We start from the raw sequence: 25523 nt of genomic DNA on the forward strand, positions 1-25523 counted from the left end.
AAATATTCTTTTATTTGAACGCCTCCTAACGTTGCGTAAGCTTGTAGTTGTGGGTTAGTATGTACCAACAATGAGGGGGCAGCGATGTCGGAGCCATTTCTTTCCGAAATCAGAATCATGTCTTTCGTTTTTGCGCCGAAAGGCTGGGCTTTGTGTAATGGCCAGCTTCTGCCGATCAACCAGAACCAGGGACTGTTTTCGCTGCTCGGCACCACCTTCGGTGGCGATGGGCGGGTGAACTTCGCCCTGCCCGACTATCGCGGGCGCGTGCCGATGCATGTCGGCGGCGGCCACGCGCTGGGCGAGCGCGGCGGCGAACAGGCGCACACGCTTTTGATCGGGGAATTGCCGTTTCACAGTCATATCGAGCAGGCCACGACCGCCAACGCCGACGTGCCGGCGCCCAACGGCAATTTGCTGGCAACCGTTGCCAACACCTATACGGCGCCTGGCAATCCCACGGCGATGGAGCCCGGCACACTGGCCCCTGTCGGCGGCAACCAGGCGCATATCAACATGCAGCCGTTTCTGACCCTGAACTTCTGCATCGCCCTGCAGGGCATTTTCCCGTCGCCGACCTGAGGAAAAGCAACCATGGCACAACCATATGTTGGCGAAATTCGCATGTTTGCCGGCAATTTTGCGATAGCCGGCTGGATGTTCTGCGAAGGGCAACTGCTGCCCATCTCGGAAAATGAGACCCTGTTCAACCTGATCGGCACCACCTATGGCGGCGACGGCCAGAGCACGTTCGCGCTGCCAGACCTGCGTGGTCGCCTTCCGGTTCATCAGAGCGCTGATTTCGTCCTTTCCCAGACCGGCGGCGTGGAAGAAGTCACGCTTACACCCCAGCAGATCCCTTCGCACACGCATGCGTTCCTTGCTTCGCTGAACAATGCCGCGGCGAGCACCCCCACCGGCAACATGACCGGGCAGGTCGGCGCGTCGCAGATCTACCGCGAGGCGCCGGCGGCCACGCCGATGTCCCCACAGACCGCCGGGCAAACCGGCGGCAGCCAACCGCACACGAACTTCCAGCCCTATCTCTGCGTCAATTTCATCATTTCGCTGTTCGGGATCTTCCCGTCGCCGACCTAAGAGGACCGCCATGGCTGACCCGTTCGTCGCCGAAATCCGCATTTTTCCGTTCAATTTCGCACCCAAGGGCTGGGCCTGGTGCGATGGCCAATTGCTGCCGCTGTCGCAGAACACCGCGCTGTTCTCGTTGCTCGGCACCACCTATGGCGGCAACGGCAAGTCCAACTTCGCCCTGCCCGATTTGCAAGGCCGTGCGCCGATGCACCCGGGGCAAGGCCCAGGGCTTTCACTGCACGATCTCGGCGAGCCGGGTGGTTCGGAGACTGTGCAGTTGCTGATATCGGAAATGCCGCAGCACGGGCACACGCTGATGGCGAACGTCAATCCGGCCAACCTTGCGGCGCCAGGTCCAGCGCGATCCTTCGCGCGTACGTCTCCCGGCACGTCCTATTCGGCGACGGCCACTTTGACGCCGCTCAGCGATCAGGCGGTGCGGCCGATCGGCGGCGACCAGCCGCACAACAATTTGCAGCCCTATCTCACCTGCTATTTCTGCATCGCGCTGCAAGGCGTCTTCCCGCCAAGAACCTGAATTCCGAGCCAACAGGGCAGGACCAATACGATGGCCAAGACAGCAGAACCGAAATCGAAAGCCCCTGCGGCGAAGGCGGCGGCGCCGAAGGCGGCTTCCAGGGCCAGCGCCCGGCCGGTCCGGTCCGGTCCGGCGCCCGTCTACCAGAACATGCCGGCCGGCACGTCGTTCTTCGAACTGTCGCGGCTGATGGTGGTCGCTATCGATACGGCGGCCGGGCGCCTGATCCAGAAGGCGCAAGACGCGCCCAACGGGTCGTGGCCCGCCGCCTGGTCGGCCATCGCTCCCGGCGCCTGGGTGATCATGACCGCCGGCCTGACCAAGGACGGCAGGGTGGCCGTCGTCGCCCAGTTGTCTGGGTCGACCAATCTGTCCTTCATCACCGAGGACGCCAACCAGATCGGCCCGATCGACAAATGGAACACGCCGATCGGTATCGGCGCGCCGCCCGGCGCCGCCTCCTATCAGAAGCTGTCGATGGCGAATGATGCCGACGGCCGCATCGAGGTTTTCCTCACCGACAATCAGGGCAACATCTGGTGGATCTACCAGAATCCGGACCAGATCGTGCAGGTGCAGAAGACCATCACGCCGCCCGGCACCACGACACCGATCGTCGTCACGGTCGACGAGCGCGTTCCGCCGGTTCAGCCGTGGAGCAACTGGCAGCAGATCCCCGGCGGCCTGGTGTCGATCAGGGCCATCCGCCAGGCCGATGGCCGCATCGCGCTTTTCGGCATCAATTCCGGCTTGCATCTCTACCGCTGCCAGCAAGCGATAGCGGAAGCGCTGAAGGTTGCCGACTGGACGGGATGGGTGCAGATCGACACCACGGGCACCGGCGGGTTCACCGAAATGGCGCCGATTGTCGGGCCGCTCGGCGCCACCAATCTGTTCGCCCTGAACCAGAGCGGGCAGGTGCTGCACACGCGCCAGAAGCCGGCCGGCACCGACAGCTGGACGCCCTGGGCCATGACCGAATACAGCCGGGTTGCCAAATACACATTGGCTGCCGGCATCGAGGGCAATGGCGACATCATGCTTGTTGCGTCCGACCAGCAACACGTGCACTCGTTCAACGCCCAGTATGACGCGGCCACTCAAAACTGGTCGGGGTGGCGCGATTTCAACGCTTCGGGCGCCAACACAAGGCTGACGCTCGACTACAATGCCGACGGCCGCGTCGCTTTGTTCAGCCTGATGGGCGGCGGCGCACCCAACGACAACTCGCTGTGGACGCTGTCGCAGATGGGCATCGACAGCACGGAGTGGGAGGACGCCTGGGTGTCGCTTGCCAGCAGCAACGTCAACCAGGCCATAGTCGTGCGCGACCTGACGCCGCCGGTCTGAGCGTTGACTGCGGGCAGCGTGGCAGAAGTCGGCCCGGCACGCCTTCTTCCGGTCTGGTCCCGGTCGCGGCAGGCTGGGCTCGGCTTCCGTGCGGCGACGGAGGCGGATTTGCCGTTCCTGTCGCTTCTCTACGCCTCGACGCGCCTGGAAGAGCTCGCGGTGACGGACTGGACCGAGACGCAGAAGGCCGCCTTCCTCGACATGCAATTCCAGGCGCAACACGCCCACTACAGAAAACACTATCCCGAGGCCGACTGGCTGGTGGTGCAGCGGGCCGGGCAGGACATCGGCCGCCTCTATATCGAGCGCTGGCCAAGCCAGCACCGCATCATCGACATCGCTTTCCTGCCCGCCCATCGCCGCAAGGGATATGGCACGGCGCTGCTGCGCGACCTCATCGACGAGGCATGGTTAGCCGGCAAATCAGCGTCGATCCATGTCGAGAAGAACAATCCGGCGCGGCGGCTTTATGTCGAGCTCGGCTTTGCGGTGGTCGAGGACAAGGGAGTCTATGATTTGATGGCGTGTGCGCGGGCGGGTGAAAGCGCCCGGTGATTTTCGGTTGGCGCTGCCCCTCACCTGCCTGCCGGCATCCTCTCCCCGTATAGTGACGGGGAGAGGGACGCTGTCATCGATGGCTTCGCCAATCATCGGCGTTGCAAGAAAGGCGAAGGCGCGCGGCCAGCCCTCTCGCCCCGTTTACGGGGAGAGATGTCCGGCAGGACAGTGAGGGGCAGCGCCGACAGCAATGATTTTCGCGTCGGCCCAGTCAATGTCACAACCAAATCTCTAATTGAACACCGCCTCATAAAGCCGCCCGGCCGCGTCGGCGGCGATCGGCACGATGAAGATCTCGTGCTCCCTGCCTTGACCCGTGAAGCGATAGGTCGCCTGCGGCAGCGGCGTTTCGCGCGGGCCCCGGAACACCAGTGAGAAGCCGCCACCCGGACGCGGGCTGGCGGCGATGGGCTTGACCGTGCTCAGTTCCAGCGAGACCGGCTTGCCGCCGGCCTCGACGGTGAACACCTGCCCCTGCTCGAAATCCGCTACCGACGCCATGCCGTCACTCCGCTGCTGCCGGGTGCAATCTTGCCGCTTCGCCGCAGGCTGTCCAGAGGCCCTGCGTCTGGCCCGGGCGTTGCGAGACAATTCGCCGGGGCAAAGCGCAAAATACCGCAACGGTCGTGCTTTTATGCGCGCCACGGACACTGTAGTACTTTGTTCCTGCGCCGGAGTCTTGGTCCAGCCAAGATCAGCGCAACAAGAGCAGATGCCGGTCTTGGGGTCTGATGCGCAGCAGCCGGCCTGATCGGCTGGCGGGAGAAAGGGACGGAACCATGGCTGACAACGGGGCAGGAACGGAAGCAGCGCCGGCGGCCGAGGCGATGCCGCTGTTCTATTCGAAGCCGGAGGCGCTCAACCCGGCGCGGCACGGCTCGCTCGGCCTGACCGCGCGCGGCGACTTTGCCTTCGCGCGCACCGCGCACGCCATCCCGGTGGTGGCGTCGGAAATGCCGGCGGCGATGCGCTCCTACCCGATCGTCTTCATCGGCCCGGCCAAATCCCCTGTCATCATCACCGGCGTGCGCCAGGGCGAGAATTTGTTCGTCGATGCCGACGGCCGGTGGACCGCGCCCCACTACATTCCCGCCTATGTCCGCCGCTACCCCTTCATCCTTGCCGAGGATCCGACCACGGCAGGCCGGCTGACGCTGTGCGTGGACAGGGCAAGCGAGCGGGTCATCGACCAGCTCATGGCGCCGTTCCGCGAAGACAAGGTCGCGCCGTTCTTCAGCGGCACGGAGCCGACCGAAGCAACCAAGCAGGCGCTCGCCTTCTGCAATCAATTCCAGATCGACTTCAGAGCCACCCGCGAGATGATCGACAAGATCGACGCGCACGGCTTGTTTGCGCCGCGCCAGAGCAAGGTGACGCTGGAAGGCGGCGAAGTGCTCAACCTCACCGATTTCCAGGTGATCGACGAGCCGGCCTTCAACAAACTGAGCGACGCGGCCTTCCTCGACCTCAGAAAATCCGGCGCGCTCGGCCTGCTCTACTGCCACCTCGCCTCAACCAACAGCTGGACGTCGCTGGTGCACCAGGCATCGCTGCGCAAGGCGGATGGGGTGAAGGGCGGCTGAAGGCCGGGGGTAGCGGCTAACCACGAATTTTCCATCCATGCGAGTAACGTATCAACCTCGCGGCCAAAACCTAGCGGAAAGCACCCAAACCATCGACGGGATCGCTCATGTGGTCGGCAGGAAGTCGATGCCGGTTTCCTGCTCTTGCGAAGCACAATACGTCAGGTACACCTAGACGGCGGAGGAATTTCTATGATTACGGCCCATCAACACACGGTTTCAGAAGTACTTGGCGATAAGTTTTTGCACGAGATACCTCCCTATCAGAGACCTTACGCTTGGACACCAGATGAAGCTCGGGAGCTTTATCAAGATTTGAAGGAAGCTGTCGAAGCATCAAGTGGTGAGCCATATTTTCTCGGAAGCATTGTGCTGATTCGGCCGCAAGGCGAATTGGTCGGCCAGGTTGTTGACGGCCAACAGCGCTTGACCACGCTGACGATTCTCGCCGCCGTACTACGCGACATTGCGACTGATAAAAATGAAAAGGAAGCACTGGCGGCGGCTGTCTACATTGAGCCGAACCAGTTTAAGGCGCAGGTTGAAGCGGTGAGGGTTCGTGCGCACCAACGCGACCGGGTATTCTTCCGAGATTCGGTTCAAGTTCCGGGCGCCACCTCCAAGGAGGTTTCATCTCAGGAGCCTGGAAACGAGGCACAGCGTTTGATATGGCGAAATATCCAGGCCTTTCGCCAACTTGTATCGGTCCTTCCTGAGATCGAACGACAAGCATTGGTGGCTTTCCTCCTCAACAAATGCGTTCTCGTGGTGGTGGCAACGGAATCAAGATCCGCGGCGCTGCGCATCTTTAGAGTACTGAATGATCGTGGAATGGACCTCTCGAATGCGGACGTAATTAAAGCTGATCTGCTCGCCAAATTTACCGACGAGAGCGAAATGGCCCATCAAGCTGAGCGATGGAGAGAGTTCGAGAACGATCTTGGACGGACTGAGTTCGAAGGTCTTTTGGAAACGATCCGATTCATTCACGAGGAGGCAAAAAGCAGGCAGAGTTTGAGTGAGGCATATGCCGATCGCTTTCGTAGTAGCAACGCTGCTGCTGTCAGAGATTTTCTTGGTAATGAGTTAGCCCCTGCAAAGCGCCTTTACGGAAAAATACTGGACTGCGACAGCAGTGATTTTCCCGCAGAGTTGCGTGTTTCAGCCTCGGAGGCGATGGCCGGCTTGAGCCTGGTCCCCAATAAGGACTGGATACCCGTAGCGATCGAGGCTTCGTTGAAACTGGGTGCCGGAGCCAGCTTAGTTCAAACGCTAGCCAAGCTTGAAGGGCTCGCATGGGCCATGCAGCTTGCTCGTCGGTACGACACGCAGCGCATGAATCGATATGTTGAAATTCTCCGTGCCCTCAAGAAGGAAGAACACGAATTGTCTGTCGCCCTTACTCTGACGGCGGACGAGATTTCAGAAGCGTGGCAGTCCTTAACTGGTCCGCTTTATAGCCGATTTCCAACTCGAGTGGTTCGAGCGATGCTTGAACGCCTTGATCGGCTAATGGCAGAGCAGCCGGTAGTGTGGGACGGACAGAAAACAGTTGAGCACATTCTTCCGCAGAATCCCGAGCCGGGCGCTTGGGACCACATTATGCCGGAAGAGCGAGAGGTAATGACGCACAGTCTAGGCAATCTTGTCCTCCTAACTTCTCGCAAGAACTCTAGCGCATCAAATCTTGGCTTTCGCGAGAAGATCGTTGTGTATTTCGGGCTCGGAGGCGCTTCGACAGCTAAAAAACGCGCCACGTATGCCAGCGTCCAAGAATTATCTCACATCGATACCTGGGATGTGATTACTTATACGTCCCGACACACGCGTCATGTTGAGATGTTGGCAAAACGTTGGGGGATTTCCGTCCCAGAGGCTGCTCGGGGAAATGAGAGCCGATAAGCTTAGCTGCCAGAAAACCGGCCTTCAGTAGACAGTCTTAGTTATGTAGGTGAGGGTGGCCATCCCGCAATCTCGACCAGAGGTTGGGTGTGCGCCACCGCACCACCACGATTGTCGCACTTTCTATTCTGACCTCGATCATCGAGCGAATGGCGGCCTTATAAGGCAAGCCAAAATGCGAAAAAGCCGCGGCGGACCGCGGCTTTTCGATGCTTGATTTCCATTGAGGAAATTGGAGCGGGTGAAGCGATTCGAACGCTCGACCCCAACCTTGGCAAGGTTGTGCTCTACCCCTGAGCTACACCCGCTCACACGGCGTCTTGGCCGCAAGCCGGGCCTATATGGCTGAAGAGCGCGGCGATTGCAACAGGGAAATCGCAGGGTTTTTGCAACACGCCAGGCGATGCCGGCAAACCGCCCGCGCCGCGCGGATTTTGCCGCGCCGTTGCGCGATGGTCTTGTGTCGGCCACCGCATTGGCCGTAAACGGCAAGGCAGGAATTGGACGAGAAGAAGATCGATGCCGAAGAGCGAAGCCGAACTTTTTGCCTTTCTTGCCGAACTCGGCATCGCCGTTTCGACGATACGCCACCCGCCGCTCTATACGGTGGCCGATTCGCAGGCGCTGCGCGGCGAAATCGCCGGCGGGCACACCAAAAACCTGTTCCTGAAGGACAAGAAGGACAATTTCTTCCTGGTCACCGTCGGTGAGGACGCCGTCGTCGATCTCAAGCAGATCCACCAGCTGATCGGCGCCGCCAGCCGCGTTTCCTTCGGCAAGCCGGAGATGCTGATGGAGCTTTTGGGCGTTTCGCCGGGCGCCGTTACCGTCTTCGGTGTCATCAACGATACCGCCAACCGGGTGAAGCTGGTGCTCGACGAGGAATTGATGGCGCATGCCGTCATCAACGCGCATCCGCTGACCAATGAGGCGACGACATCGATCGCCGCGGCCGATCTCATCAGATTCGTCGAGGCAACCGGGCATGATGCTGCTATCTTGAAAGTCTCGGCATGATCGCCACATGCATGGCGAAACCGACTTCCAATGACATGGCGCCGACCCGCGGGCCGGCGGCGCGACCGAAAAGGTGACGAGATGAGCGACAACAAGCCGTTTGGCGGGTCATTCGGCAGCAGTGGCGGCCAGTATGCCACCACAGTGCAGTATGGCGGAACCGCCCCCGCGCCGGCAAAGGTCGCGCTTGGCGATGCGCCGGCCGCGCCCGTTGCCGGCGGCGATGTCATCAAGGACACGACGACCGCGGCCTTTGCCGCCGACGTCATCCAGGAATCGCGGCGCCAGCCGGTGCTGGTCGATTTCTGGGCGCCGTGGTGCGGTCCCTGCAAGCAGCTGACGCCGCAGCTGGAAAAGGCGGTCAAGGCGGCCGGCGGCAAGGTCAAGCTGGTCAAGATGAACATCGACGACCACCCCTCGATCGCCGGCCAGCTCGGCATCCAGTCCATTCCCGCCGTCATCGCCTTCAAGGACGGCCAGCCCGTCGATGGCTTCATGGGCGCAATCCCTGAGAGCCAGATCAACGAATTCATCACCAAGGTCGGCGGCAAGGGCAATGGCGCCCCGGCTGTGGCCGACGCGCTGGCGGCAGCGGCCGAAGCGCGCGAGGCCGGCGACATGCAGACCGCCGCCGACATTTTTGACGCCGTCCTGGCGCAGGCGCCTGAGACGATCGAGGCGATCGCCGGGCTGGGCGACCTGCTGTTCGAGGCCGGCGACACGGAAGGCGCCGAGGCGTTGCTGGCAACGGCACCCGAGGCCAAGAAGGACGCGCCTGTTCTCGCCGCCTTGCGCGCCAAGATAGCGCTGGCCGCGCAAGCCGCAGCGCTTGGCAATCCGGCCGAGTTCGAGCGCCGCCTGGCTGAGAATCCCAAAGACCATCAGGCGCGTTTCGATCTGGCCATGATCCAGAACGCCAGGGGCGAGCGCACGGCGGCAGCCGACAATCTGCTGGCCATCATCAAGGCCGACCGCGCCTGGAACGAGGATGGCGCGAGGGCGCAATTGCTGCAGCTGTTCGAGGCCTGGGGCATGACCGACGAGGCGACGCTGGCCGCGCGGCGCAAATTGTCGGCGCTGCTGTTCTCCTGAGCCGGCGGCTCAATCGTCGCACGGGCTTGGCGTCGGCGGTGGCCGCGCCAGATTAGGTACCTGACTTCAGCAGGCCGATGCTCCCTGTGGCGGAAGGCGGAAGAAGTCGATCGGAGGAATGAGGTGCAAGCGGGAAACGCGCATTACCGGCTCGCCAAGGATCTGCCGTCGACGATCCCGATCTTTCCGCTCGAGGGGGCGCTTTTGCTGCCGGGCGGTCGCATGCCGCTCAACATTTTCGAGCCGCGCTATTTGCAGATGGTGGACGAGGCGGTCGCCGGCTCGCGGCTGATCGGCGTCATCCAGCCCCGTCTCGACGGCGCACTGCGCGAGGATGGCGAGCCGGAGCTCTGCAATGTCGGCTGCGCCGGCCGCATCATCGCCTTCTCCGAAACCGGCGACGGCCGTTACCTGATTTCGCTGCAAGGCGTGTTCCGCTTCCGCATCGCCCATGAGCTGACGGTCAAGACGCCGTTTCGCCAGGCGAAGCCCGCGCCCTTCATCGCCGATCTCGATGACGATCCGGCGGCCAACGAGATCGATCGGCCGGCGCTGCTGAAGGCATTTCGCGCCTATCTGCAGGCCAACGATCTCGAAGCCGACTGGGAAAGCGTCAGCCGCGCCGAAAATGCCATGCTGGTCAACGCGCTGTCGATGATGGCGCCCTACGGTCCGGCCGAGAAACAGGCGCTGCTCGAGGCGGCGGATTTGAAGACGCGGGCCGAGACGCTGATCGCCATCACCGAAATGGCGCTGGCGCGCGAGAATGAGGATTTTGGCTCGAGCTTACAGTGAGAGGGTGCGATGGCGGGGCGTGACGGAAAGAAGATCAATGTCGATCCCAAGCTGCTGGAACTGCTGGCCTGCCCGCTGACCAAGGGGCCGCTGGCCTGGGATCCGGAGCGGGGTGAGCTGATCTCGCGGGTCGCCAAGCTGGCTTATCCGGTGCGGGACGGCATCCCGATCATGCTGCCTTCGGAGGCACGGACGCTCTCGGCGGAGGATGTGCTGGCGCCGCCGCCGAGGCTGAGCGGGCCTTCCTGAATTTCGCTGTGTGTAGAAGTGGTCAGAGGCCGGCGGGACAGCGCCCCCCTCTGCCCTGCCGGGCATCTCCCCCACTTGGGGGGAGATCGGCAGTTTCGCCGCCCAGTTCGTCTTTCAACGTTGGAGATTGGCGAAAGCCGGGATGACAGCCAATCTCCCTCCTTGTGGGGGAGATGTCCGGCAGGACAGAGGGGGGCGCTGGCCCGCCGGCATTCTATTCGTAATCGCTCCAGCTGCGACACCGGAGCAGGCCAATGCCTACTGGAAATTCCGCCCCTTGGGCATGACACGTTCCGCCTCTTCCGACAGCGTTGCGAGGTCCCCGACCTGTGTGTCTCTAAGCACCGGCGCTCCCGCCCCGCTGACCTTCTCCAGAAGCACGGTGAGCCAGGGCGTCAGATCCTCGATCTTTTCCGCGACGATATGGATCACACCGGATTCCGACTGCAATTTCCCGCTGACCTTGACGAACCGCGCACCCATGACGATGGGTCGGAAACGGTCGAAGGTTCTTTGCCAGAAGATGACGTTGGCGACCGCCTTGTCGTCCTCCAGCGTCAGGAAGATCGCGTTGCCTTTGCCGGGGCGCTGCCGCACCAGCACCAGGCCGGCGACGGAGACCCGCCTGCCGTCGCGTACCAATGGCAGGTTGGCATTGGGCGTGATGCCGGCGCGGTCGAGCCGCTCGCGCAGGAAAGCGACCGGATGCGCCTTCAGCGACAGGCCGAGCGAGCGGTAATCGTGGATGACGTGTTCGCCAAGCGGCATTTTCGGCAGCTTCGTCTCGGGCTCCAGTTCGCGCAGTCGCAGCGCCGGCTGGTCGAACAGCGGCAGCTTTTCGGCCGCACTCCTGGCGCCCAGCGCGCGCACGTCCCAAAGTGCGGCACGGCGGTCGAGGCCGATCGAGCGGAAGGCATCGGCCTGCGCCAGCCGCTCGATCTCGTCGACATCGAGGCCGGAACGCAGCCAGACATCGCGGACGTTTTCGTAGCCTGCACCGCGCCGCTTTGCGAAAGCCTCCATGCGTTCCTTGGAAAGACCCTTGATCTGCCGGAAGCCGAGCCGCAGCGCATGGTTCGTCTCGATAACACCGCGCATTTCGGCATGGCGCGGCAGGATGCGGGCCGGGTCGAAAGGCGCTTTTTCCAGAGTGCAGTCCCAGACGGAGAAATTGACGTCGACCTCGCGGATGTCGACGCCATGGTCGCGCGCGTCACGCACGAGCTGCGCCGGCTGGTAAAACCCCATCGGCTGCGAATTCAGGATCGCGGCGCAAAACACGTCGGGATAGAAGGTCTTGAACCAGCACGAGGCATAGACGAGCAAGGCGAAGGAAGCGGCGTGGCTTTCGGGAAAGCCGTACTCGCCAAAACCCTCGATCTGCTTGAAGCAGCGCTCGGCGAAATCCTTGGTGTAGCCCTTGCCGACCATGCCATTGATCATACGGTCGCGGTAATTGCCGATGGTGCCGGTGCGCTTGAAGGTGGCCATGGCGCGGCGCAATTCGTCGGCCTCGCCCGGTTTGAAACCGCCGGCGACGATGGCGATATTCATCGCCTGTTCCTGGAACAGTGGCACGCCAAGCGTCTTACCCAGGATCGCTTCCAGCTCTGGCTTTTGATATTCGGCCGCTTCCTTGCCTTGCCGGCGGCGCAGATAGGGGTGGACCATGTCACCCTGGATCGGACCTGGCCGCACGATCGCCACTTCGATGACGAGGTCATAGAAATCGCGCGGCTGGAGCCGCGGCAGCATCGACATCTGCGCGCGAGACTCGATCTGGAAGACGCCGAGCGTATCGGCGCGGCAGATCATGTCATAGACGCGTTGGTCCTCTGCCGGGAGAGTGGCCAGCACATAGGGTTGCCCGTATGGGTCCCGTGCCTTCGGATAGTGGTCGGTAAGCAAGGTGAAGGCGCGCTGGAGGCAGGTCAGCATGCCGAGCGCCAGGATGTCCACCTTAAGGATCTTCACCGAGTCGAGATCGTCCTTGTCCCATTCGACCATCTTGCGCTCGTCCATCGCCGTCTTGACGATGGGCACGATCTCGTCGAGCCGGTCCCTGGTGATGACGAAGCCGCCGACATGCTGCGACAAATGACGGGGGAAGCCCATGATCTCGTTGGCCCGTTCCATCACATGCCGCGATGTGGGGTCGCTACGGTCGAGGCCGCCGGCGCGGGCTTCCTTCTCGCCGAGCTCCGAGGTCGACCAGCCCCAGATCGAGCCGGAAAGCGACGCCCGGACATCTTCCGAAAGGCCCATCGCCTTCGACACCTCGCGCAGCGCCGAGCGGCCGCGATAGCTGATGACGGCGGCGGCTAGAGCCGTGCGCTTGGAGCTGTATTTTTCGTAGATGTACTGGATGACGGTTTCGCGCTTTTCGTGCTCGAAATCGACGTCGATGTCTGGAGGTTCGTTCCTCTCCTCGGAAATGAAGCGCTCGAACAGCGAATCGATTTTCTCCGGCCCCACTTCGGTGATGCCGATGCAGAAGCAAACCACCGAATTGGCAGCCGAACCACGACCCTGGCAGAGAATATCCTTGCTACGGGCGAACTTGACAATGTCGTAGACGGTCAGGAAGTAACGGGCATAGTTGAGGCGCTCGATCAGGGCGAGCTCTTCCTCGATGCGCTTGATCACGGAGGCAGGAACGCCGGCCGGATAGCGGTTGACCGCTCCCTCCCGCGCCAGTCTTTCCAGTTCGGCCTGCGGCCCGAGTCCGGATTCCGTCGGCTCGTCGGGGTAATTGTACTGGAGGTCGCTGAGCGAGAAGGTCAATTCTTCCGCAAAGCGCAGTGTCTCGGCCAGCGCCTGCGGATGGCGGCGAAACAGGCGGGCCATTTCCAGCGGCGGCTTCAGATGGCGTTCGGCATTGGCGGTGAGCTCCAGCCCGACCTCGGCGACGGGTGTGTTGAGGCGGATCGCGGTCAGCACGTCCTGCAGTGGGCGTCGTTCGGCCGTGTGGTAGAGAACGTCATTGGTCGCCATCAGCGGGATGCCGGTCGTCTCGGCCAGCGCCGCCGCCTGCTCGATCCGGAAACGGTCATGGCCGGCATAGTCGGGAGAGACGCCAAGCCGCAGGGCCTTACCAAAACGGTCCTTGAGCTGGCGAAGCAGGGCAAGCCTGCCGTCCGCGTTCGCCGTCAGATCGGGCAGCACCGCCAGCGACATCAAATCCCCCCATTCGACCACGTCGCTGCGCTGGAGCAGGGTGGCGCCCTTTTCGGTCTCGTCGCGCAGATTGGCTTGGGTCAGCATGCGGCACAGATGCCCCCAGCCGGCGCGATCCCTGGGATAGGCGAGAATATCCGGCGTGCCGTCGCCAAAAACCAGCCGGCAGCCGGGGTGATAGGCGAGTTTTTCGACCTTGGCCTGCTGCCAGGCGCGCACCACGCCGGCCACCGTGTTGCGGTCGGCAAGGCCGATCGCGGAGAAGCCCAGCAGCTTGGCCGCGACCACCAGTTCCTCCGGCTTGGAGGCGCCGCGCAGAAAGGAGAAATTCGACTGGATGCCGAACTCGGCATAGGGGATGACGGTCAGTGCGTTCATGCGAAGACCCCATGCATGAACCAGCGCGGCGGCACCTGCGGGTTGCCGTAAAGGCCTTGCCGGTAGAGCCAGTAGCGGCGGCCGTCGACATCCTCGATGCGGAAATAGTCGCGGGTCGATGTGACCGGATCGCTTGACGCTTCACGCCACCATTCGGCGGCGATACGTTCGGGACCCTCGGCACGGGTGACGCGGTAGAGCGCGCGCCGCCAGCGGAAATTGAGCGGCGGACCCTCGGGCATTTCGGTCGCCGGCACGTCGATGGGCTCGGGCGCGCGGAACAGCCGGATCGGCCGTTCCGGCGGGAAGATGGTTTTGGGCGCCTGCAGTCTGTCCGGCTTCTTCGGCGGTGTGGTCCGGCGCGGTGCCTCCGTGAAGGGGATGGTGGCGACGGCGCGTTCCGGCAGATGGCTTTCGACGAGAACCGGCTGCAGCACCGCGCCCTCGCCGAGCCGGGCGCGGATGCGGTCGGCGAACAGCGCGATGTCGGCGCCATCGTCGGTCACCTCGCCGGTCAGATCGGCCTGCGCCATGTCGAAGGCGGCGGCGGCCAGCACCGAGAGGCGAACCAGATCGAAGCCGTAGCCGGCATCGATGTCCTGCTCGAGCGCTGCCAGCCTTTCATGGAACAGTTTCTGGATCAGCCTGGTGTCGCGCAGCGGCCGCGAGGTGCCGAGCGCAATGCGGCTGACGGCGCCGTCGACACGGAAGAGCAGCAACGCCAGCGTCCGGGCGCCTTCGCCACGGCGCTCGAGATCGGTCTTCAAGGTCGTCGCCAGCAGGCCCACCAGCCGTTCGATGTCCTCGGTCAGGGTGATGGGCTCGGCAAGATGGCGTTCGACCGAAAGCGGCGCCACGGGAAGGCGCGGCGAGACCGCCTCGTCGAGACGGCCAAGCGCCTGGTCGAGACGCAGCAGCAAGGTGGCGCCGAAGCGGCGGGCGAGCGGCGCGCGGGGTGCCGCCATGACGGCGCCCGCCGTGCGCAGGCCCACACTTTCCAGGCTGGCGCGGGTCGCCGGGTCGATGCGCAGTGCAGCGAGCGGCAAGGGTGCGAGCAGGGCTTCCTCGTCGCCGCCATCAACGATGCGGTCGCCGCAAAAGCGTGCCGCCGCCCAGGCCGCGCCCGGTGTCGGGGCAAGGCCGGCGCGGACATCGAAACCCTGATGGAAGAAGCGCGACAGGATGTCGTCCAGCATGGCGCGTTCGCCGCCGAACAGATGGGTGCAGCCGGTGACGTCGAGGAACAGGCCGTCCGCGCCGTCCAGCGCCACCAGCGGGGTGTAGCGGTCGCACCAGTCGGCCAGGCCTTCGAGCAGGCGCCGGTCGGCCTCCGCATCGGCCTCGACGATATCGATCGACGGATGCATGGCGCGCGCATCGGCGATGCCCATGTCGCGCTTCAGGTGCAGCGCCTCAGCCCGCTCGTCGAGGGCCGAAATGCGCTGCGCGTTGCCCTGGCGATGGCTGACCACCAGCGGCGGATGATCCGGCGGCCGGGAACGCCATGACCGCCCCAGACGCTGCCGCAGGATCCTTTCGGCCGCCAGATAGGGAAACCACAGCGACAGGATCCTCTGTCCGTTGTTTCTGGCCCCTTCTTTCGTCGAATGCGCGTTCATCGGGGTTCCACTCCAGTGTGAATTGTCCAGGCAGGGCCGTGCGGCTCTTGCCGATGGTGATGGTAAAGGCGGGGCGGCCGATCGAACCGGCGAGCGGCCCGGCGATGGTGGCGCGTGGCGTGGCCGGCGCCGACGAGACGATGAGCCGAACGGGCGCTGCCGTCGGTTCGGGCGCGGCGGCCTGCCGCAGTAGAAACACCGGGCGGCCGGCAGCCTGCGCCCTGGCATGCAGCCGGCGCGTCGCTGTCAGGTCCAGCCGCTGCGGGTTGCCACGGATTTCCAGGATAACGGCAGCGAGCGCCGTCATCCGGGCGGCCTCCTCGGCGACCCACAGTGCGTCGACGAGCTTTGGCGCCTCGGAAAACAGCAATTGCCCGGGCTCGATGCCGAACGAGGCCTGCAGCCCCCTGGCATAGGGAAAGCCGGCCTCGCGGAAGATTTCCGTGGTGCCGATCCAAAGCACCGGCAGCCCTTGCGCCTGCTTGAGGATCAGGCTGGTGAGCGACAGGGCGAAACCGGCGACGGCTCCGGCATCGCGGGTTTCCAGGCCATGGATTTCGCTGAGCGCGGCTTTCGGCAGGCCGCCGCTCAGGGCGGCATCGAGCCGTTCGACGCCGATGGGCAGGAAGGCATCCGGCAAGGCCGCCGCAATGCCGCGCCGGACGATCGTGAGATCGACATCGGCGCTGACATCAGCATCAAGGAGTGCGCCAGCCGGCGCCTGCAGGCGTTCGGGCAGCGTTCCCTCGATTTTCGCGATCTGGCGGCGCAGGGCAAAAACAGTTTCCCGCGCCACGGCTGATATCGCCATGACGGTCAGTGTCCACTCACAATTGTTCCTGTTATGTTCCTATAGATTCCAGAGGGCAGCAGAAGAGTCAAGCAGAGTCATAAGGAATTTATTCCTCAGTGAGGTGGCCACGAGCCCAGCGTATGGGTAGATCGCAGCATCCCGTGATTTCGTCATCCTAGGGCGAAGCAGCCGCGCAGCGGCGTCGCGGAGACCCTGGGATCCATGCCGCGACCTCGACTGTGGAGTGCAGCGGAGCAGAATTCTGCACCGTTGCGGCGCTCAAGAGTCCCGGCATGGATCCTCGGGTCTGCGCCGCGTCGCTGCGCTTCTTGCTCCGCCCGTGGATGACGAACCGATGGGCTTTTCTTCGCCAATCGCCAACGCATCTGGCTCGTCAACACAACGACCCCGTCAACTTTCTGCGCTGAAAACTAGCGCTGGCCGCCAAGAGCCAGCCGTGCGGCCAGACCCGCGAACACGGTTCCGAGCAGGACCTGCGGTGCGCGCTGGAACCGCGTTCGCCTCGACAACGCCGTTCCGATCCGGCTGGCGGTCAGGATGACCAGGCCGTTGACCACCAGCCCGATCAGATTGAGCACGGTCGCCAGCAGCAGGATCTGGCCGGCGACGGAACCGGCCTCAGGGCGCACGAATTGCGGGAACAGCGCCAGCACGAACAGCGCCATTTTCGGGTTGAGCAGATTGGTCAGCAGGCCTTGCCGAAAAATCCGGCCGCGCGAATAGCGTGGCAGGCCGGCGACCGGGGCAAAAGCCGTTCCGTCGGAACGGAATGCCTTCCAGGCGAGCCAGGCGAGGTAGGCGGCGCCGGCATAGCGCACGATGTCGTAGGCGATGGGCGCTGCCAGGAACAATTGCGACAGGCCGAAGGCGGCGGCCAGCGCGTGGCAATAGGTGCCGGCGGCGATGCCGGCATAGGTCGCCAGGCCCGAGGCGCGTCCCTGGCTGGCGCTGCGTGACGCAATCAGCAGCATGTCTGGCCCCGGCGTCGCGGTCAGCGCGAGGCAGGCAATGGCGAAAAGTCCGATGGTGGAAAGGTCCGGCATGAGAACTCCTGAGAGATGGCCGGAACCGACCCCTACGCGATTCCCCGGCCGCGGCAAAGGCGCTGCGGCGAGAATTGCCGCTTCATTTGCCTCGACCGGCGCGAAAGCCTATATGCCGGGTTCAAAGGACAAAGCATGGCCCGCATCTATAAAACCCGCACCTGGCATAGCGAACTCGCGCCCTCGATGGAGGAGTTCGAGTTCCTGGCACTGGAGGCCTACGCCCATTTGCCGGAGGACTTTCGCAAGCTGACCGGCGAGATCGTCATCCAGATCGCGGAATTCCCGACCGACGAGATCATGGACGATCTGTCGCTGGAAACGCCCTTCGACCTGCTCGGCCTGTTCGAGGGCCGTGGCATCGCCGAGCGCTGGAACCCGCAGACCGGCGAAGGCCCGAACCGCATCACGCTCTACCGCCGCGCCATGCTCGACTACTGGGCCGAAAACGAAGAAACGCTGGGCGACATCGTCACCCATGTGCTGATCCACGAGATCGGCCACCATTTCGGCCTGTCGGATGATGATATGGAGAAGCTCGAAGAGGCGGCCGAGTAGGCTGTGCCGATATTCAGGTGAGGCCGACCTGCGAATGGCGGCTTCCTACGCTTCCCAGTTCTACTGCGTCGCAGTAGAACTGTAATCACGTACCCAAATTACGCTCCGTTCCGGTTCTCGGAACCCACGATTCTCGACTAGGCCTGACCTGAATCTCGACACAGCCTGCGTCCGAGCAGGCAGCGAGCCGATCACATGCGTCATCGTCTTGCCCAATTATACAAGTTTTGATATAAATCTGCTATGCCAGTGACGAAGCGCCTAGAGTTTCTGGGAGATTCTCTTGCCTAGCTCCGGGATTTTCCTGAACCGGCGCGCAAGGAAACAGGCGTTCAGTTGCATAAGGTTCAGCTCGGACTTGAGCCAAGCGACTGGAAGCCGATGACGACGGTAGGTCCCAGTGTGCGGGAAATCCGCGTCCGTGACAACACCGGCGCGTTCCGGGTGCTTTATGTCGCGAGCATAGGTGACACCGTCTATGTGCTGCACGCCTTCCAGAAGAAGACGCAACAAACGACGAAACGAGACCTGGATCTTGCCGCATCGCGGTTCAGGCAAATCTAACGGAGGCAGGGCGATGGAACGTCAGAGTTTTGAAAACGTCTGGGACGCGCTCGAGAATACTCCGGCCGAGTCCGCCAACATGACGATGCGCTCCAACTTGCTGATCGCGATCGAGCAGCGGGTGCGGAGTTGGGACGTTACCCAGGCCGAAGCAGCCACCCGCCTGGGGATCACCCAGCCGCGGCTTAGCGACCTCCTGCGGGGCAGGATCGCGAATTTCAGCCTGGACACGTTGATCAACCTTGCCGCACAGGCCGGACTGAGTGTGCGTCTTGATATTGCAGATGCCGCCTGATGCTGTCGTCTACCAGTCGCTAAGCTTGGTGTCCGGCCCGTATTCCTGGCCGTCGATATCCTTCACCACGGCCTGGCCGCAGCGCATGGTTTTGGCTTTCTTGTCATAGGCGTAGGTCGGCGAGCCGAAAAGGTGCCAGCCCTTGTTCAGTGCCGCCGTCACCTTGTGGCAGAAGCTGGCATCGTCCGAGGCGGTCAGAAAGCGGTAGAGTTTCATTTTTCAGTCCTGTCGTAAGTGCCCATAGCCCGCAAGCATGGGGTGATATCATGCGCCGATGGCGGCGGCTTTCGCCAGCAGTTTTTCGGCCTGCGCCAGATGCAGCCGCTCGACCATCCTGCCGTTCAGCGAAATCACGCCTTTGCCAGCATTCTCTGCAAGTGAAAAGGCGTCCTTGACCAGCTGTGCCTCGGCCAGCGCCTGCGTTGACGGCGCGAAGGCGCGGTTCGCCGCTTCGATCTGGGCCGGATGGATAAGGGTCTTGCCATCGAAGCCCATGGCGGCGCCTTCCGCGCACTCGCGGGCAAAGGCATCGAGGTCGCGAAAATCATTGGCAACGCCGTCGAGCATGTCGAGGCCGCCGGCGCGCGCGGCCAGCACCATCTGCATCAGCCATGGCACGAGGTAGCGCCGGTCCGGCGTCGCCAGCACGCCGGTGTCCTTGGCCAGATCGTTCGTTCCGGCAACGAAACAATTGAGGCGCGAGGCGGGATCGCGGCCCAGTTCGGCAATGGCGCCGATGTTGAGCAGCGCCTTCGGCGTCTCGATCATCGCCCACAGTTTCACGCTGTCGGGGGCAAAATTGTCGTCGAGCACATCGCCGACTTCGAGGACATCGCGCGGCGTGGCGACTTTGGACAACAGGATGCCGTCGGGTTCGAATTTTGCCGCGGCTAAGAGGTCGTCGGCGCCCCATTCGCTGGCCAGCGCATTGACGCGCACCACCATCTCGCAACGCCTAGCGGGGCGATTGGCGAAAATTCCGGCCAGCTTGTCGCGAGCGGCAATCTTGTCGGCCGGGGCGACGGCGTCCTCCAGATCGATGATGACGGCGTCGCAGAACAGCTGCGCGATCTTGGCCAGCGCCTTGTCGTTGGAGGCCGGGACGTAGAGCACAGAGCGGCGCGGGCGGTAGGGTTCGGTCATATCCGATCTATGCCGCCTGTGGGTGGTGTAGGCAAGCACCCGACTGGTGAGATGAGCCAATCGCGAAAGCTGGCGGCGCCAACGCTCGGAAAAGGATTGCGGGCAGCGCACCAGCCGTGAAGCGCAGCCTCTGCACGAAAACTGCACACGTTTGCGGAAAACCTCCTCGGATCCGCCCCGCCATCTCCCCGCCCGCCTGCGAGACAGGGGCATGCACAAGCGAGCAAAACCCCGTTGGTCTCTGCCCTACCGGCTGCGCAGCGAAGGCTGGTGGCTGGTCGATCCGCCGCGCGCGAACCCCACAGCGAACCTCATTCCCTTTGTCCGCAAGAGCCCGCCGCCATGGCGACCGGCCTCGATCAGGAAGGCCAGATCATGACATCGTTTTTCACCGCCGCGCCGAGCTATTGCAGCCGCTTCGGCGTCGCCGTGCTGCTGGTCGTGATGGCGGATTTTCTGTTCTATGGCCAGCCTGCCGGGATCACGATCTTCCTCTTCGCCATCCTGGTTGCCGCCGCGGTCGTCGCAGTGCATCCCGCGGCCTTCAGCGACATCAGGGTCTGGCTTAAGCCCGCCGCTTTGCTTGTCGCGCTGCTGCCGCTCGCCGAAAATGTCAGCGCCTTGTCGGTGTCGATTGCGCTGGCGGCCCTGGTCGTCTTCGCGCTTTCGCTGAGTGGTCGTCTGCGGCACAGCATCGCCCGCATTCCCGGCCAGATCGCGCTGTTTTGGCTGGCAGCGCCGTTCCGGTTCGTTCGCGATTTCATCCGTTGGCGCAAGACGGCGCGGCGCTTCGGCCGGCGCCGCGTGCGGCTGGCGGCGATCGCGGTCTGGGTGATGCCGTTGACGCTGGGCGCCGTCTTCCTGGCGCTGTTCGGCGCCGCCAATCCGATCATCGATTACTGGCTGTCGCTGATCGACCTGATGAAGCTGCTCGATCTGATCCAGCTGGCGCGCATCGCCTTCTGGCTGTTCGTGCTCGCCGGTGTCTGGGCTTTTTTGCGGCCACGCCTGCCGCGTTTTTCGAAGCGCGCCTCCCGGCCAAAGTATACCCCTGCCGCTCAACCGGCGGTCAATCCACAAAGGCACGTCATCGAGGACATCGTGTTCGGCAAGGCAGCCATCCTGCGCGCCTTGATCGTCTTCAACGTGCTGTTCGCGCTGCAGACCGGGCTCGATGCCACCTATCTGTGGGGCGGGGCAGCGCTTCCCGACGGCTTGAGCTACGCCGCCTATGCGCATCGCGGCGCCTATCCCCTCATAGTCACCGCGCTGCTTGCCGCCGGTTTTGTGCTGGCGGCGCTCAGGCCGGGAAGCGAGACCTCAGCCGATCCGCTCATCCGCCGGCTGGTCTATGCCTGGGTGGCGCAGAACATCATGCTGGTCATCTCGTCGATCCTGCGGCTCGATCTCTATATCGGCATCTACGCGCTGACCTACTGGCGCATCGCGGCTTTCGTCTGGATGGGGCTGGTGGCGGCAGGGCTTGCGCTGATCGTTGCTCGCATCGCGCTGCGAAAATCCAACGAATGGCTCTCCTCCGCCAATCTTCTGACGTTATCCCTGACGCTTTATGCCTGCTGTTTCATCAATTTCGCAGCAACGATCGCCAACTACAATGTCGACCATTCCCTTGAAATGACCGGCTCCGGCACCCCGCTCGACGCCGAGTATCTGCGCTCGTTCGGCGCTGTCTCCCTGCCGGCGCTGGATCGCTACTACATGCATCAGACCGAACATTTGACCACTTGGGCGGTAGACCTGCAGATGGCCGATGACTATATCGCCGAACAGAAGAAGTGGCGCGCCTGGAGTTTTCGCGGCTGGCGGCTGGCCAGGGTTCTCGACAAGAGAGGTCCGCTCGTGCTTCCTCCACCCGCGCTACCTTCGCAGCCTTCCATGCCGGACCGCTGATCCATGCCGCATCACATCCTCGTCGCCGACGATGACCCGCATATCCGCGAGGTGATCTGCTTCGCGCTGGAAAAGGCCGGCATGAAAACGCATGCAGTGGCCGACGGTGCCGCTGCCTTGCAGGAGATCGAACGCCGGGTGCCGGATCTGGTCGTGCTCGACATCGGCATGCCGGAGATGGATGGGCTGGAGGTCTGCCGGCGCCTGCGCCACACATCCGATGTGCCGGTGCTCTTCCTGTCCGCGCGAGACGAGGAGATCGACCGCATCCTCGGGCTGGAAATGGGCGGCGACGACTATGTGACGAAGCCGTTCAGCCCGCGCGAGCTGGTCGCCCGCGTCAATGTCATCCTGCGGCGCGCCCGCCCGGTGCCGACCGAACCGATCGACGACAGGCAGTTCGCGCATGGCAAGCTCACGCTGGCGCCGGCCAGCCACGCGGCTGCCTTCGACGGCAAGCCGCTTGCGCTGACGGGGATCGAATTCTCGATCCTGAAAGGGTTTTTGGCCCGGCCTATGCATGTGCTCGACCGCGACGCTGTGATGGCCAGCGCCTATGCGGGAAAAATCCATGTCGCCGACCGTACCGTCGACAGCCACATCAGAAACATCCGCGCCAAGCTGGCGGCGGTGGGTTGCGTTGACGCCATCGAGACCGTGCATGGCGTCGGCTTCCGGCTTGGCCGATGCGGCTGACGGCGTCGCGCAAATGGATCGGCCGCAAATGGCGGCCACGGCTTGCCACGGTCGTCGTCGCCATCCTGATCCTGGTTATGGCCTTGCCGCTGGTCGGCCTGTTCTTCTTTCGCCTCTACGAGAACCAGCTGATCCGCCAGACCGAGGCCGAGCTGATCGCGCAAGGCGCGGCCATCGCAGCCATCTATGCGCAGGAGGTGCGCGATGCCGGCATTGCCCCGGAAAAGCTCGGGGCGCCGATGCCGGAGGCCAATGGAAGTGCCAGCCGAGACGCCAATCCCGACGGGCCATACAGGCCGATCGAGCCGAGCCTCGATCTCGCTTCGGACTACGTGCTGCCGACGCGGCCGGCGGCGACGCCGGCGACCGTGGATCCCGCCTTCGCCGCGATCGGCACGCGCCTGTCCAGCATTCTCGATGCGACGCAGAAAACCACGCTGGCCGGCTTCCGGCTGCTCGATCCCCGCGGCGTCGTCATTGCCGGGCGCGGCGAGGTCGGGCAGTCGCTTGGCGAGGTCGAGGAGGTGCGCGACGCGCTTGCCGGCCGCTATGCCAGTGCGCTCAGGCTGCGCATCCCGGACCAGCCGACGCCACCGCTCTATTCGGTCAGCCGTGGCACCAAGGTGCGTGTTTTCGTCGCCTTGCCGGTGGCCGTCGATGGCCGGGTCGCCGGCGTGGTCTATGTCTCGCGGACGCCCAACAACATCATAAAACATCTCTATGGCGAACGCGGCAAGGTGACGTTGGCGGCAATCGCCATTCTCGGCGGCACGCTGCTCATCGGCCTTGTCTTCCTGCGCACCGTCAGCCGGCCGATCTATGCGCTGATCGACCGCACGCAGCGCATCGCCGCCGGCGAACGCGACGCGATCCGGCCGCTCGACCATCACGGCACCTATGAAATGGCCGAGCTTTCCGCCGCCTTCCTCGACATGGCGGAAAAGCTGCAGGCGCGATCCGATAGCATCCAGACCTTTGCCGCCCATGTCTCGCACGAGCTCAAATCACCGCTGACGGCGATCCAGGGCGCGGCGGAATTGCTGCGCGATTCAGGCAGCGCGATGGATGATGAAGAGCGGCGGCGATTTTCCAACAATATCGTCACCGATGCCGGACGGCTCAATCTGCTGGTGCGGCGCCTGCTCGATCTGGCAAAGGCCGAAAATCTTGCACCCAGCGGTGAAAGCACCTCGATCAATGCTGTGCTGGCATTGCTTCCCGTCGACACCAGGCTGGCGGTTCGCGTCGAGGCGGGCGGCGATCTCGCTTTGCGCATCTCGTCCGAGAACGCTGCAATCGTGCTTGCCAATCTCATCGACAACTCGGCCAGGCACGGCGCGACGCTGGTTTCGATCACGGCGGCGAGCGCCGAGGGCAAGGCGACGGTGCTGGTCAGCGATGATGGCGACGGCATTTCGCCCAGCAACCAGGCGCGCATCTTCGAGCCGTTCTTCACCACAAGGCGCGCTACCGGCGGCACCGGCATGGGCCTCGGCATCGTGCTGGCCCTCCTGAAAGCGCATGATGGTATGATCCGGCTGGTTGACAGCGAGCGCGGCACGCGCTTCGAGATCACTTTGCCTTTATCAAGCTGAGCATGATCTTATCCGAAAACCGGTACCCACTTTTCGGGATCATGCTCTGGAAGCTGGAGCCGAAAAAATGCGCTACGACATCGTCATCATCGGCGGGGCCATCGTTGGGTCCTCGATTGCCTATTATCTGCGCGAGGAAGGGTTTTCCGGCTCCATCGCGCTCATCGAGCGCGATCCGCAATTCGCCCATGCGGCAACGACCCTGTCCATGGCCTCGATCCGCCAGCAATTTTCCATTCCGGAAAACATCCGGCTGTCGCAATTCACGCTAAAACTGTTCCGGCGGCTGAAGGAAGAATTCGGCACCGATGCCGATATCGGGTTCCGCGAAGGCGGCTATCTCATCCTCGCCGGAGAGGCCGGGCTGCCGATCCTCAAAGCCAATCACGAGGCGCAGATCGCCGAGGGCGCCGACATCGTGCTCGAGGATGCCGAGCAACTGACACGGCGCTTCGCCTGGCTTTCGAGCGAAGGCATTTCCGCCGGCGCCTATGGCCGGACCGGCGAAGGCTGGTTCGACGCGCATGCGATGCTGACGCTGTTCCGCAAAGCGCTGCGCGACAAGAAGATTGATTTCATCACCGCTTCGGTCACCGCTGTTGCGCGCGACGGCAACCGCGTCACCGGCGTCTCCCTCGACAATGGCCAAACGCTGGAGGCCGGCATCGTCGTCAACGCCGCCGGGCCGAATGCCGGCAAGGTCGCCGCTCTTGCCCAGCTTTCGCTGCCGGTCGAGCCGCGCAAGCGCAACGTCTTCGTCTTCGAGGCGCGCGAGAAATACGCCGATATGCCGCTGCTGGTCGATCCCTCGGGCATTTATGTGCGGCCGGAAGGCTCGGTCTACCTCACCGGCGGTGCCGAACCTGAGGAGGGCGATGGGCCGGCCGACCCCGGGGATTTCGAGGTCGACTGGCCGCTGTTCGAAGAGGTGATCTGGCCAGTGCTGGCAACCCGCATTCCGGCCTTCGAAGCGATCAAGGCGACCCGCGCCTGGGCCGGCCACTATGATTACAACACGCTCGACCAGAACGCCGTGATCGGCCCGCATCCCGAGGTCGGCAATTTCCTGTTCGCCAACGGATTCTCCGGCCATGGCCTGCAGCAGGCGCCGGCGGTCGGCAAGGCGCTGGCGGAGTTGATCGTGCATGGGGGGTATCGGACGATCGACTGCAAAGCGTTTGGGTATGGGCGCGTGGCCGAGGGACGGGCGTTTCGGGAATTGAATGTGATTTAAGGGCTCGCAGAACAACCGCTCGGTCGAGTTCCGGCCCACCCCCCTCTGTCCTGCCGGACATCTCCCCCGCAAGGGGGACTGTTGCGTAATTCGGTGGTTGTGATTCTCTGAGATTGACGCTCGGAGGGAATCACGATGGCAGTGAAGCAGACGGGTCAGTTGAGCTTGGCGGAAGCCTTTCTGGGCGGCAAGTTGGCAGGCGGTTCTTCGCCACTCGATCGATTGTCAGGTCTGGTGAAGTGGGACCGCTTCGAGAAGCTACTCAACCCGCTGCGCGATGGTGGACCGGGTCGGGCTGCCTGGCCACCGTTGGTCCTGTT

24 protein-coding genes, 1 tRNA gene and 2 pseudogenes are annotated in these 25523 nt (G+C 63.4%); 19 read left to right on the forward strand and 8 right to left on the reverse strand.

The genetic code is table 11. The features are described from left to right. Positions 1–84: 84 nt before the first annotated feature. Genes AC1DX0_RS05690 through AC1DX0_RS05710 form a run of 5 tightly spaced genes read left to right on the forward strand, consistent with a single transcriptional unit; the run spans position 85 to position 3535 of the window. Positions 85–582, forward strand: coding sequence for a phage tail protein (locus AC1DX0_RS05690; RefSeq protein ID WP_477223927.1), 498 nt, complete (start codon positions 85–87; stop codon positions 580–582). A 12-nt stretch (positions 583–594) separates the two neighbouring features. Then, the gene (locus AC1DX0_RS05695) at positions 595–1098 is read left to right on the forward strand and encodes a phage tail protein (RefSeq protein ID WP_477223928.1); all 504 of its coding nucleotides are present in this window, start codon (positions 595–597) and stop codon (positions 1096–1098) included. 10 nt (positions 1099–1108) lie between these two features. Continuing rightward, a complete protein-coding gene (locus tag AC1DX0_RS05700; protein WP_477223929.1) occupies positions 1109–1630 on the forward strand; it encodes a phage tail protein in 522 nt (173 codons plus the stop codon). Positions 1631–1660: 30 nt separating this feature from the next. Beyond that, positions 1661–2980: a PLL family lectin gene (locus tag AC1DX0_RS05705; protein WP_477223930.1), complete on the forward strand. Its 1320-nt coding sequence runs from the start codon at positions 1661–1663 to the stop codon at positions 2978–2980. A gap of 18 nt (positions 2981–2998) precedes the next feature. Further along, positions 2999–3535: an N-acetyltransferase family protein gene (locus tag AC1DX0_RS05710; protein WP_477223931.1), complete on the forward strand. Its 537-nt coding sequence runs from the start codon at positions 2999–3001 to the stop codon at positions 3533–3535. Between the two features lie 234 nt (positions 3536–3769). Here the strand turns inward: AC1DX0_RS05710 and AC1DX0_RS05715 are convergent, their stop codons facing one another. After that, entirely contained in the window at positions 3770–4039 is a 270-nt protein-coding gene (locus AC1DX0_RS05715) for a DUF6916 family protein (RefSeq protein ID WP_477223932.1), read from the reverse strand. A 278-nt stretch (positions 4040–4317) separates the two neighbouring features. Here AC1DX0_RS05715 and AC1DX0_RS05720 point away from each other — a divergent pair, with 278 nt between their 5' ends. Further along, positions 4318–5121, forward strand: a complete 804-nt coding sequence (locus AC1DX0_RS05720; protein ID WP_477223933.1) for a SapC family protein — start codon at positions 4318–4320, stop codon at positions 5119–5121. Between the two features lie 192 nt (positions 5122–5313). Further along, positions 5314–7023 (forward strand): DUF262 domain-containing protein, encoded by a 1710-nt coding sequence (locus AC1DX0_RS05725; RefSeq protein ID WP_477223934.1) that lies wholly within the window; start codon positions 5314–5316, stop codon positions 7021–7023. Between the two features lie 233 nt (positions 7024–7256). Here the strand turns inward: AC1DX0_RS05725 and AC1DX0_RS05730 are convergent. After that, positions 7257–7331 (reverse strand) — tRNA-Gly (locus tag AC1DX0_RS05730). Between the two features lie 211 nt (positions 7332–7542). Between AC1DX0_RS05730 and AC1DX0_RS05735 the strand changes: the two genes are divergently transcribed. The 4 genes from AC1DX0_RS05735 to AC1DX0_RS05750 all read left to right on the forward strand — a co-directional run bounded on the left by AC1DX0_RS05735 (position 7543) and on the right by AC1DX0_RS05750 (position 10176). Then, positions 7543–8040 (forward strand): prolyl-tRNA synthetase associated domain-containing protein, encoded by a 498-nt coding sequence (locus tag AC1DX0_RS05735; protein ID WP_477223935.1) that lies wholly within the window; start codon positions 7543–7545, stop codon positions 8038–8040. 81 nt (positions 8041–8121) lie between these two features. Next, on the forward strand, positions 8122–9132 hold the full coding sequence (trxA, locus tag AC1DX0_RS05740) for a thioredoxin (RefSeq protein ID WP_477223936.1): 1011 nt from the start codon (positions 8122–8124) through the stop codon (positions 9130–9132). Positions 9133–9255: 123 nt separating this feature from the next. Continuing rightward, positions 9256–9927: an LON peptidase substrate-binding domain-containing protein gene (locus AC1DX0_RS05745; RefSeq protein WP_477223937.1), complete on the forward strand. Its 672-nt coding sequence runs from the start codon at positions 9256–9258 to the stop codon at positions 9925–9927. Between the two features lie 9 nt (positions 9928–9936). Continuing rightward, entirely contained in the window at positions 9937–10176 is a 240-nt protein-coding gene (locus AC1DX0_RS05750; protein WP_477223938.1) for a Trm112 family protein, read from the forward strand. Between the two features lie 258 nt (positions 10177–10434). On the opposite strand, the gene AC1DX0_RS05755 is transcribed toward AC1DX0_RS05750, so the two are convergent. The 4 genes from AC1DX0_RS05755 to AC1DX0_RS05770 all read right to left on the reverse strand — a co-directional run bounded on the left by AC1DX0_RS05755 (position 10435) and on the right by AC1DX0_RS05770 (position 17207). Further along, entirely contained in the window at positions 10435–13731 is a 3297-nt protein-coding gene (locus tag AC1DX0_RS05755; RefSeq protein WP_477223939.1) for an error-prone DNA polymerase, read from the reverse strand. Further along, positions 13728–15203, reverse strand: coding sequence for a DUF6504 family protein (locus tag AC1DX0_RS05760; RefSeq protein WP_477223940.1), 1476 nt, complete (start codon positions 15201–15203; stop codon positions 13728–13730). Before AC1DX0_RS05760 ends, AC1DX0_RS05755 begins: the two co-directional genes overlap by 4 nt. Next, positions 15145–16161: an ImuA family protein gene (locus AC1DX0_RS05765; RefSeq protein ID WP_477223941.1), complete on the reverse strand. Its 1017-nt coding sequence runs from the start codon at positions 16159–16161 to the stop codon at positions 15145–15147. Before AC1DX0_RS05765 ends, AC1DX0_RS05760 begins: the two co-directional genes overlap by 59 nt. A gap of 413 nt (positions 16162–16574) precedes the next feature. After that, the gene (locus tag AC1DX0_RS05770) at positions 16575–17207 is read right to left on the reverse strand and encodes a LysE family translocator (RefSeq protein ID WP_477223942.1); all 633 of its coding nucleotides are present in this window, start codon (positions 17205–17207) and stop codon (positions 16575–16577) included. Between the two features lie 135 nt (positions 17208–17342). Between AC1DX0_RS05770 and AC1DX0_RS05775 the strand changes: the two genes are divergently transcribed. From AC1DX0_RS05775 to AC1DX0_RS05785, 3 genes and pseudogenes are all read left to right on the forward strand, one after another. Continuing rightward, positions 17343–17765, forward strand: coding sequence for a metallopeptidase family protein (locus AC1DX0_RS05775; RefSeq protein WP_172221986.1), 423 nt, complete (start codon positions 17343–17345; stop codon positions 17763–17765). A 243-nt stretch (positions 17766–18008) separates the two neighbouring features. Next, positions 18009–18329: pseudogene (locus AC1DX0_RS05780) on the forward strand (type II toxin-antitoxin system RelE/ParE family toxin). Between the two features lie 13 nt (positions 18330–18342). After that, complete coding sequence (locus AC1DX0_RS05785; RefSeq protein WP_477223943.1) at positions 18343–18624, forward strand: helix-turn-helix domain-containing protein; 282 nt, start codon at positions 18343–18345, stop codon at positions 18622–18624. Positions 18625–18633: 9 nt separating this feature from the next. On the opposite strand, the gene AC1DX0_RS05790 is transcribed toward AC1DX0_RS05785, so the two are convergent. Further along, positions 18634–18840, reverse strand: a complete 207-nt coding sequence (locus tag AC1DX0_RS05790) for a DUF1737 domain-containing protein (protein ID WP_477223944.1) — start codon at positions 18838–18840, stop codon at positions 18634–18636. A 48-nt stretch (positions 18841–18888) separates the two neighbouring features. After that, positions 18889–19767, reverse strand: a complete 879-nt coding sequence (locus tag AC1DX0_RS05795) for an HpcH/HpaI aldolase/citrate lyase family protein (RefSeq protein ID WP_477223945.1) — start codon at positions 19765–19767, stop codon at positions 18889–18891. 375 nt (positions 19768–20142) lie between these two features. On the opposite strand from AC1DX0_RS05795, the gene AC1DX0_RS05800 reads away from it, so the two are divergent. From AC1DX0_RS05800 to AC1DX0_RS05820, 5 genes and pseudogenes are all read left to right on the forward strand, one after another. After that, on the forward strand, positions 20143–21678 hold the full coding sequence (locus AC1DX0_RS05800) for a DUF4153 domain-containing protein (RefSeq protein WP_477223950.1): 1536 nt from the start codon (positions 20143–20145) through the stop codon (positions 21676–21678). A 3-nt stretch (positions 21679–21681) separates the two neighbouring features. Continuing rightward, the gene (locus AC1DX0_RS05805) at positions 21682–22374 is read left to right on the forward strand and encodes a response regulator (RefSeq protein ID WP_477223946.1); all 693 of its coding nucleotides are present in this window, start codon (positions 21682–21684) and stop codon (positions 22372–22374) included. Next, positions 22365–23969, forward strand: a complete 1605-nt coding sequence (locus tag AC1DX0_RS05810) for an ATP-binding protein (RefSeq protein ID WP_477223947.1) — start codon at positions 22365–22367, stop codon at positions 23967–23969. The genes AC1DX0_RS05805 and AC1DX0_RS05810 overlap by 10 nt, the downstream gene beginning before the upstream one ends. Before the next feature lie 67 nt (positions 23970–24036). Further along, a complete protein-coding gene (locus AC1DX0_RS05815) occupies positions 24037–25203 on the forward strand; it encodes an NAD(P)/FAD-dependent oxidoreductase (protein ID WP_477223948.1) in 1167 nt (388 codons plus the stop codon). Between the two features lie 135 nt (positions 25204–25338). Further along, positions 25339–25523, forward strand: a pseudogene (locus AC1DX0_RS05820) (IS5/IS1182 family transposase); the annotation flags it as partial.

It is taken from the genome of Mesorhizobium sp. P3_A9, assembly GCF_056402975.1.